General features: G+C 54.2%; 11 protein-coding genes. 3 read left to right on the forward strand and 8 right to left on the reverse strand.

Features of this window, described 5'->3' with window-relative positions; genetic code table 11:
• Positions 1 to 180 precede the first annotated feature (180 nt).
• Positions 181 to 447 (reverse strand): WGR domain-containing protein, encoded by a 267-nt coding sequence (locus AC2FFH_RS22950; protein WP_496737934.1) that lies wholly within the window; start codon positions 445 to 447, stop codon positions 181 to 183.
• A gap of 138 nt (positions 448 to 585) precedes the next feature.
• On the opposite strand from AC2FFH_RS22950, the gene AC2FFH_RS22955 reads away from it, so the two are divergent.
• The gene (locus AC2FFH_RS22955; protein WP_496770885.1) at positions 586 to 1,263 is read left to right on the forward strand and encodes an ankyrin repeat domain-containing protein; all 678 of its coding nucleotides are present in this window, start codon (positions 586 to 588) and stop codon (positions 1,261 to 1,263) included.
• Between the two features lie 239 nt (positions 1,264 to 1,502).
• Positions 1,503 to 1,910 (forward strand): nucleoside deaminase, encoded by a 408-nt coding sequence (locus tag AC2FFH_RS22960; protein WP_496737936.1) that lies wholly within the window; start codon positions 1,503 to 1,505, stop codon positions 1,908 to 1,910.
• Here the strand turns inward: AC2FFH_RS22960 and AC2FFH_RS22965 are convergent.
• The 7 genes from AC2FFH_RS22965 to AC2FFH_RS22995 all read right to left on the reverse strand — a co-directional run bounded on the left by AC2FFH_RS22965 (position 1,876) and on the right by AC2FFH_RS22995 (position 7,882).
• On the reverse strand, positions 1,876 to 2,139 hold the full coding sequence (locus tag AC2FFH_RS22965) for a hypothetical protein (protein WP_496845401.1): 264 nt from the start codon (positions 2,137 to 2,139) through the stop codon (positions 1,876 to 1,878). The two genes, AC2FFH_RS22960 and AC2FFH_RS22965, sit on opposite strands and share 35 nt — an antisense overlap.
• 116 nt (positions 2,140 to 2,255) lie before the next feature.
• Positions 2,256 to 3,047: an SDR family NAD(P)-dependent oxidoreductase gene (locus tag AC2FFH_RS22970; RefSeq protein WP_496845399.1), complete on the reverse strand. Its 792-nt coding sequence runs from the start codon at positions 3,045 to 3,047 to the stop codon at positions 2,256 to 2,258.
• A 21-nt stretch (positions 3,048 to 3,068) separates the two neighbouring features.
• Positions 3,069 to 3,866, reverse strand: coding sequence for an SDR family NAD(P)-dependent oxidoreductase (locus AC2FFH_RS22975; protein ID WP_058277032.1), 798 nt, complete (start codon positions 3,864 to 3,866; stop codon positions 3,069 to 3,071).
• Positions 3,863 to 4,681, reverse strand: a complete 819-nt coding sequence (locus tag AC2FFH_RS22980) for an ABC transporter permease (protein WP_282169969.1) — start codon at positions 4,679 to 4,681, stop codon at positions 3,863 to 3,865. The genes AC2FFH_RS22975 and AC2FFH_RS22980 overlap by 4 nt, the downstream gene beginning before the upstream one ends.
• A 9-nt stretch (positions 4,682 to 4,690) precedes the next feature.
• A complete protein-coding gene (locus AC2FFH_RS22985; RefSeq protein WP_282169970.1) occupies positions 4,691 to 5,542 on the reverse strand; it encodes an ABC transporter permease in 852 nt (283 codons plus the stop codon).
• Positions 5,543 to 5,564: 22 nt separating this feature from the next.
• A complete protein-coding gene (locus tag AC2FFH_RS22990) occupies positions 5,565 to 6,722 on the reverse strand; it encodes an ABC transporter substrate-binding protein (RefSeq protein ID WP_058277121.1) in 1,158 nt (385 codons plus the stop codon).
• A gap of 38 nt (positions 6,723 to 6,760) precedes the next feature.
• On the reverse strand, positions 6,761 to 7,882 hold the full coding sequence (locus AC2FFH_RS22995) for an ABC transporter ATP-binding protein (RefSeq protein ID WP_058277029.1): 1,122 nt from the start codon (positions 7,880 to 7,882) through the stop codon (positions 6,761 to 6,763).
• Between the two features lie 127 nt (positions 7,883 to 8,009).
• On the opposite strand from AC2FFH_RS22995, the gene AC2FFH_RS23000 reads away from it, so the two are divergent.
• Complete coding sequence (locus AC2FFH_RS23000) at positions 8,010 to 8,834, forward strand: helix-turn-helix transcriptional regulator (RefSeq protein WP_496845400.1); 825 nt, start codon at positions 8,010 to 8,012, stop codon at positions 8,832 to 8,834.
• Positions 8,835 to 9,126: the final 292 nt, after the last annotated feature.

Here is a 9,126-nt window from a genome sequence, read left to right on the forward strand (position 1 = left end):
GTTCGCTGAGCTCGCCTCTTAAACCCACTGCCGCAGCGCGATATTGTAATCCAACCAAAACTTCGCAACACAACCGGCTCAGGGAGATCATGCTGGGGTGTTCTGGGTGGAAGCCGATATGTCGGCTGAAACCTAGAGCCCGGTCAAGAGCCGACAGGTTCGGGATTTGCTAATGCGAAGTCACTCACCGACTGGAACATACCCTCGACGGCGCTTTTGCTTTTCGAGGTTTTGGAGCGCGTCGGCAGCCTCGGCTTCGTCATCATATGTCACCATCATGGCTTGCCCATTTGTGCCAATGCGCCCCCAGGTACGAAACACAGAAACTTCCCCAAACAGTGTCGGCTGCAATTCAATTCCATAAAACCGCGCCATGTTGACGTCCGGGTCCACGTGTATGAGGTGGACAGGTGTGGTGTCTGTCTGCTCCATAGCCCGATTATCCATTGGCGCCGCTCTTCTGTCCAATGACATTACAAGATCAATTCTTCGGAAAGGATTCTGACCCTGAATGGAGCTGGCATCGAATAAATCCGCTATTATTATCGCACCCTCCTGACCAATGTGTAAGAATAAGGATTGGCCATGCTTCGTCTTTTGCTATTTACGTTTGTGATAGGTCTTGCCGCCAACGCGAGTATGGCGCAGACGCCGCCTTCGGTTGGTGAGGTCTCGCATTACGACGGTCTCTTCGCAGCCGCTCACACCGGCAACGAAGAAATGATCCGGCAGCTCGTTGCGGCGGGGGCAAACGTCAACGCGCGGGACTCGCGAGGCCGCACGCCAGCCCATGTGGCAGCCTTTGCTTCAGAGGACGAGGCGTTGCGCGCGCTAGCCGAGGCCAGTGCTGACATGAACGCGCTAGAAGGTCAGGACTACGACGTGGTCACGATTGCGGCCGTTGCAAATGATCCAGAATTGATGACGCTCGCAATCGAGTTAGGCAATGATCCGGGCCTGACGACCAGCCCTTATGAAGGAACGGCGCTGATAGCGGCCGCGCATCTCGGGCATGTCGAGATTGTCCGACGGCTGATCGCCGCTGGCGCGCCTCTGGACCATGTGAACAATCTGAACTGGACAGCAGTTATCGAAGCCGTTGTGCTTGGTGACGGCGGCCCGGATCATCTTGCGGTTCTGGATGCGTTGTTGGCGGCAGGTGCTGACCGATCGCTTGCCGATCGTAACGGAACTACGCCACTCGAACACGCCGAACTACGCGGGTTTGCTGAGATGGTAGAGCGGTTAAGAAAAAGGGATTGAGACTAATCCAGCAGGCTGAAGTGGTGAGTTTCACTTGAAATGCGCCAATGGCAGCTTGGATATGACCGACCTCAGATCAAGGTCTTCTCGTGGTAGGGTGGTGATAAGGATGAATACATCTCACGGATAACCACAAAATGAACAAGATCGAAAAAAGTAAACAGGACTGCCACAGTGCACTCGTTTTCACGCGGCGTGGCTTTCTTGCTGTGTCAGGTTTTAGCGCACTGACGGTTGGAATGAGCAGCTCCGTCGCGGGTCAAACTTCCACGAGAGCGGACAACGCGATACCTCAACCAAGTGATCCCAACGATGCCACATTCATGGAGCGCGCTTTCGAGATGCGTCAGTATGCAATTGACCATGGAGATCAGGGGTATGGTGCAGTTGTGGTGCGCGACAATGTTATCATTGGCCAATCATGGAGCAGGGTCATCTTGGATCAAGACCCCACGGGTCACGCTGAAGTGGCCGCAATCAGGGACGCGGCGCGCCGTCTCAAAAACCGAGATTTGAGCAGAGCGGTCATGTACTCATCTTCCAGGCCATGTCCCATGTGTGAAGCCGCGGCTTTCTGGGCCGGGGTCCGTCACATGTTCTATGGCCGGGAAATCAGGAGCGCAGGTTCTCCGAAACTTTGCGGTTAGATAGGTTGTCAGCCACCAGCGAAGTTTCATTTTGGCTTCGCATCCCGCGTTGGGAAATCTCGGCCCATTGCTGCCATTCACTGACGGGCATCGCCGCCGCGTTGCGGCCCGTCAGAGCCGACATTCGCTGCAAGTGCACAGTTACAAGATTAGTGGAGGTCTGGATCGCGGACTTTCCCGACCTTCGGCTGAAATGCTCCAGAAGCCGCATCCGGCCCATTGCAGTCATTCGTCGTGAAAGTTCTCGCCGCATTGCGGCTCCACCGATCCAGCCATTCGCTGCGCCGCCAAAGTGATCGTGCAACTCAAAGTCCGATGGTCATGATTGTCCTATTCGCTTGGCATTTAACCTTTTGCGTACCAGCCGTTGTCAACATAGGTTGCATTGCCGTTCACAAAGCTGGCCTCATCAGATGCAAGAAAAACCACCGCCGCGGCCACTTCCTCTGGATAGCAAATGCGTCCCTGCGTTGCCGCCATCCCAGAGTCTTCCCATTCCTGTCCGGCGGCGTCCAACTCTGCTATTTCCTTGAGGCCATGCGCCGTTTCAACAAACCCAGGGCAGACCGCGTTACACCGGATGCCCGCATCGCGATATTCGGTTGAGATCGTGCGCGCCAGTTGAAGAACCGCGCCTTTTGACATGCAGTAGACTGACTCCAACGCATAGCCCAGTTCAGCCGCAATAGACGAAGTAATCACGATTGAGCCGCCGCCATTTGCGCTCATGTCCTGAACCGCACGACGGCAGGTCAGAAAGGCCGATTTCACGTTTACATCCATCAACCAGTCATATTCTTCTTCGCTGGTTTCATGCATCGCTTTGACGATGATGGTTCCTGCGTGATTGAACAGGACATTATAGGGTCCAAAGGCTTCAAGGGCAGCGTCAAAGGCAGCATTGATCTCGGCGTCCTTGGTGACATCAGCATGAAAAAATGCCGCCTCACCACCTGTGTCGCGGATCATGTCGACTGTTTTCCGACCCTCTTCATTCTTGATATCAAAGATGCTGACCTTGGCACCTTCTTCGGCAAACATCAGCGCGGTGGCCCGCCCCATTCCAGTGGCTCCCCCTGTAATCACGGAAACTTTTCCCGCGAGGCGGCCATTGGGTGTCTTGAGGCTATTGGTCATATTGGTGCTCCGTACAGAAGTTCAGATGCATTCTCCGCCATCGATGACCAGCGCATGGCCCGTCATAAAGGTGGACATGTCGGAGGCCAGAAACAGGATTGAATCGGCCATTTCTTCGGTCGTGCCCCAGCGTCCCATCGGAATGGTTTCAGACACGTAGTTTTCTAGCTTTTCGCGCCCGCCCATTTGCACTTCGAAACCGGCGTTAAACGGCGTGTCGATAAAACCCGGACACAGGGCGTTAAAACGAACATTGTGTTTGGCATAATCTGCGGCCATCTGACGGGTCATGGCGACCACTGCATGCTTGGTAGTGGCATAGGCAATCATTTCGCGGTCGTATTGCACACCCGAGTTTGACGAAGTGATGATTACACTGCCACCTCCCTGCTCGCGCATGGGACCCACCGCAGCGCGAGCCGCGATAAAATGCGACCGCACGTTCAATCGCCAGGACATGTCCAAACCTTCAACGGGCACCTGCTCAAGGTTGCCTTCAACCTGATAGCCAGCGTGAGAGTGCAGGACATCAAGGCGCCCGTAAGCTTTGACGACTCTGTCGACCTCGGCTTTGACTGCCTGATCGTCGGTGACATCTAGCCCTCTCGAGGCCGCCACCAGCCCCTCGCCATGTAAGTCTTCGACCACATGCGCAGCCTTGTCGGCGTCCAGATCTGTCACAATAACTTTGGCGCCATGACGGGCCATGGCCATTGCCCCTGCCCGGCCAATTCCTGATCCGGCGCCTGTCACCAGAACAACCTTGCCGCCGAGTATCGGAAAAGGTCGGGCCTTAAGAGATTTTTCTGCAAGGGTCATCGGGACTTTTTACCTCCGCGTTGCAGCAACAACTGGGCGGTAATCAGCAGTAACAGAGACACGCCCATCACCATCGTTCCAATCGCGTTGATTTCAGGTGTCACACCGCGTCGGATGGATGAGAACACATAGATCGGCAGCGTCGTTTCTGAGCCCGCCACAAAGAACGCGATGATGAAGTCGTCGAAGCTAAAGGTGAAGCTCAGCAAAAAACCCGCCAGGATGGCCGGAAAGATCATCGGCAATGTCACCTGTCGGAACGTTCCCATCGGCGTGGCGTAGAGATCCGAAGAGGCCTCGGTCAGCGCGCGATCCATCCCCGCGAGCCGTGCCCGTACGATAATTACCACAAGCGCCATCAGGAACATCGTGTGGGCGGCGATCAGCGAGCCGATGCCCATGCGCAGCTTTGGCGGCTTGAACCCGTCCGGCCAAATCGCCGCAATCAGCGGGTTCAGTTGGTCAAATACGGTGACCAGCCCGATCAAAGTGGCGATCCCAATTACAATGCCGGGGATCATCACCGCAACATAGATCAGCAGATCAAAGGTAGCTCGCACGGGACCACGAATGCCCTGCAGGGCGACGGCGGCCATGGTGCCAAAGACGCTGGCAAACAGCGCCGAACAAAATGCCACGATCAGGCTGGTTTCCAGCGCGTCCATCACGAACGGATTGGACAGCGCCTTGCCATACCATTTGGTTGAGAACCCCTGAAGCTGGCTCGCGTGTCGACCGGCGTTAAAGCTGAACAGGGCGATGACACCGATAGGAATGTAGAGAAAAAGGTAAACGCAGATTGCATACAGTCTCATCGCATAGCCTCACATAATCGATACGTCTTCACGGCTTGCGCCGAGGCGGCTAATCAGCCGCATGTAGATCGTGACGGTAATCAGCATGACGACCACAAGGGTGACAGCAACCGCCGACCCATAGGCCCAGTTGCGTGACTGCAGGAACAGGTCGACCAGTGCATTGCCAACAAAGAACACTTTGCCACCGCCCAGCAGAGCCGGGATCAGGTATTCGCCCATCAACAGGATAAAGACGAGCATGCAACCAGTCGCAATGCCGGGCACCGAAAGCGGGAGCGTGATCTGAAGAAAGGTCTTCCACGGCTTTGCGCCCAGATCAGACGACGCCTCGAGCAGGCGTTTGTCGAGTTTGTCGAGGCTGACATAGATTGGGAACACCATCAGCGGTAGATACCCATAGATAATCCCAACCAGCACCGCAAACGGCGTGTTGATTAGGCGTAGTCCCTCAATTCCGACCCATTCGAACAAGGCAGGTATCCCGCGTCCACCCAGCAGGAAAATCCAAGCGTAACTGCGGATCAGGATCGACGTCCAGAATGGCACGATCACCAGAACCAACAGGATGGTTTTCCACCTCGGAGTCGTTTTGACAGCGAGAAAGTAAGCCAGGGGATAGGCGATAAGCAGCGCCGCCATGGTTCCTAACGGCGCCAACGTCATCGTATTTTTGAACGCTGCCCAGCGTGCAGGAAGGTTGGTGTATTGTTCCAAAGTGAGAGCGAGCTCAACGCCACCTGACGAGGCTCGCTCTCCAAAGCTAAAGATGAAGACAACTGTTAACGGAATGATCAACATCACGAGGAACCAAGTTCCCGCAGGTGCCAACAACAACCAGTTGCGTGTTCTATTCGTCATGTTGTCTTCACCTTAGTTCAGATCAGGCCGACTTGAACCGAGCCATCAGCTCGGCGCGGTTCGGATCGGTCAGAGTGACTGCGGCCCCGAATTCCAGTGGGCTCAAAAGCTCCTGAGCCGGGAAGATGATCGGATCATTCTTCAACTCTTCGGGCAGTTGATCATATGTTCGGGAATCTGCCGTCGGATAGCCGTGCGCCAGCACTTCTTTGACGTTAACATTCGGATCCAGCATGAAGTTGATCAACGCATAGGCCGCTGCCTTGCGCTCGGAGCTTTTGGGGATCGCCCAGTAATCGCTCCAGATTTCGCCGCCCTCTTTGCCAAGCACATAGGCGATCTCGGGTATGTCGGTGTTCAGCTGCTTGCCGTCGCCGGACCAGCAGATGGTCAACCAGGCATCCCCATTACGCATACCCGGCTGATAGTCCGACGTAATGGCAAACAGATGTGGCTTCACGTCAATCAGCAGTTTCTCGGCATCGGCCAGCTCTTTCTCGTCAACCGAATTGAACGAATAGCCAAAGGCGTTCAGGGCGCTGCCAATCGTGGTCAGCTGATAGTCGTGCACGATGGTACGACCCGAGAACTTGCCCATGGTGATATCAAAGAACTCTCGCCATGATGAAATCGCATTTCCACCATTGTGCTTAGTGTTGACGGCCATGCCGGTCGATCCCCAGTTCTTGGGAACACCATAGAGCTTACCGTTGACTGAACCTGCCTCGGCGTAGCGCGCATCAAAGGCCGACGCATCATAGTTCGGCAACATCGACGTATCCAACGGTTCGATCAGATCCTCTTTGACGTAATCTTCAAACGTGTAGTTGGTGGGCACATAGACATCCCAACCGGTGGCACCGGCCTGCAACTTGGCTAGCATTTCTTCGTTCGAGCCAAAGACGTTGACCTGCACATGTGCGCCGGTCGCCTCAGTAAAGGCGTCAAAGTTGGCCAGATCATGATAGTTCGGCCATGTAGCCAGAACCACGCGATCACCAATATCGCCAGCATATGCAGGTTGTGGGCGCAAACCGGGCACCGAGGCCCCCATCACAGCCGCTGCCGCACCAAGGCCGGTTACATTCAGGAAATGGCGCCGCGTGATTGAGCCTTTCCGGTAGCTTTCCAGCTTCTCCATGAACTCCTTCTTGGAGATATGGTCGATGGTCTTTGTCATTTTCTTTACTCCCTTTTGCATGGTTGTTGTGGACGTCGTTAATTTCGGTCGAGAATGAGCGCCGCCGATGTCTCCCACGAGACCAGGGCTTTGTCGCGGACGGCAAAAGCACCTTCGCTAAGGTCCGCCTGACGCGGAGCGAGTACGAGGAAGTCACCAAGGGTTTCGTGCGTCACCAGGTATTCAGTGTGTTCGCCAAGAAAAATTCGGTTGTGGACTTCGACCTCAAGACCTTTGCCCTGACGGCGCAGTTTCATTTGTTCAGGGCGCACGCTAACGCACACCTCCTGCCCGTCGACAAGACCATCACCGGGCATGCCCTGTATCCGCATTCCATTGTCCAGAAGCACCTCAGACAAGCCGTCCGTCGAACGCTGAAGTTTGCCATTAAAGAAGTTGGACGTGCCTACAAAATCAGCGACATAGCGAGAATTTGGGCGATCATACAACTCTTGCGGGCTACCGATCTGCACAATTCTGCCGTCCCGCATGATGCAAATGCGATCGCTCATCGATAGTGCCTCTTCCTGGTCGTGTGTCACCAGTACAAAGGTGATACCCAACTGGCGTTGCAGATCCTGCAGTTCGATCTGCATCTCCTTACGCAACTTGCGATCAAGCGCGGCCATAGGTTCGTCCAGCAACAGGAGTTTGGGCTCATTGATGATAGCGCGGGCCAGGGCCACGCGCTGTTGCTGGCCGCCTGACATCTCCCAGATCTTGCGATCCTCAAAGCCTGCCAGTTGCACCACATCAAGGGCTTTGCTCACCCGTTCCGAAATCTCTGCCTTTGGTATGCGCGGGCGGATCTGGCGTAACCCGTACCCGATATTTTGCGCCACGGTCATATGTGGGAACAATGCATATTGCTGAAACACCATGTTCACCGGACGGTGGTGCGCTTCGAGCGTGTTCACCACCTTTCCATCCAGCAACACATCCCCTTCGGTGGGGGTTTCGAAACCTGCCAGCATCCTCAAAGCTGTTGTCTTGCCGCATCCGGACGGGCCTAGAAAGGAAAGGAACTCGCCCTCGGCAATCGAAAGGTTCAAATCACTGGCGGCCAACACTTCGCCAAAGCGCTTTGTCACTCCACGCAGTTCTGCGATCGGTTTTTTGCCAGCTGGCTCAACCTCGCCAACATATCCCCCGTTTTCCATTTATTTCTATCTTTTTCCGATTTGTTGACTACTATCTATATTGGAAAAACAGTAAGAAAAACTTGTTTCAGTGTATATACCATGTTTTTAGTATATCAATCTGAATAGCAGGGCGCGGAGGAGGATCATGAAAGCTTTGTACGAAGCAACCGGCACGCTCATTGACGCTATCGGCTCAGAGAGCTTTGCACAAACCTTGTCTGATACGCTGAGGCAGATCACCCCGTTCGATTACACTGTTGTATTTGGATATTTTGGCCAAGCCCGCCCTTTGGATTTGTATGACGATTTCCCAAAAAATAAGCGCAAGGTCTTTGTTGAGGACTATCAGGAAGGCCCATACTTGCTTGACCCATTTTATCTTGTTTGCGAGACCGATTTCATTCCCGGACTGCATCGAATTCGCGATCTGGCACCGGACAGGTTTTTTCAGGGCGAATACTATCGCAGCTATTATGCCCGAACCGGGCTTGCGGAAGAAATGGGCTTTGTGATCCGGCTTCCTGAATCCGCCAGTGTGGTTGTTTCCGTGATGCGTGAGCAAAAGGCTTTTTCAGCCAAGGATTTCCGACAACTCAATGAGTTTTGGCCCATTGTGCAGGCGACATGCAAAAGACACTGGGACGATCTTGCCAACCGGTTTGGATCTGTTGAAGGCGAGGTAGCAGATGATGATCTTTATCAAAGCGTGGCCCTTGCTTTTACCAATTTCGGACAGGGTGCCCTGACACCAAGAGAACGCCAGGTCGTCGAATACACGCTCAAAGGTCATTCCGCAGACGCTGTGGGGCGCATCCTCGAAATTTCCCCCGGCACTGTGCGTATCCACCGAAGGAATGTTTATTCAAAACTGCAGATCCGATCTCAAGGTGAGTTGTTTTCGAAGTTCATAGATGAATTGGTTTCGGGCGGACACTCATCGTTGTCGTCCAAATCACTGAACGCTAACTGAAGCCGATCGCCTTGGAGCGTACTTGCTCCAACTTCTTTTCACGAACGGTGAAGGCGAGGCAGAGCCCCTGCAAAACATAAAAACGTCTGAGTGTTCTGTGGGGTGTGAAGAAAGCATGCTCCATATTCGAACGGGACGCCTCCTGAGGCCTCATTCATCCATCTCGAGTGACCGCTTTTCTATTTTGGCTTGCATTTCATGCGCCTGCAGCGAATGACATGGTGTGATCGCGGTGGTCGCTCTCCTTGGGCAAACGAGGCCTGATATTATCAGCCTCACCAATCAAAAGCCG

The organism is Ruegeria sp. YTSC003 (assembly GCF_059609785.1).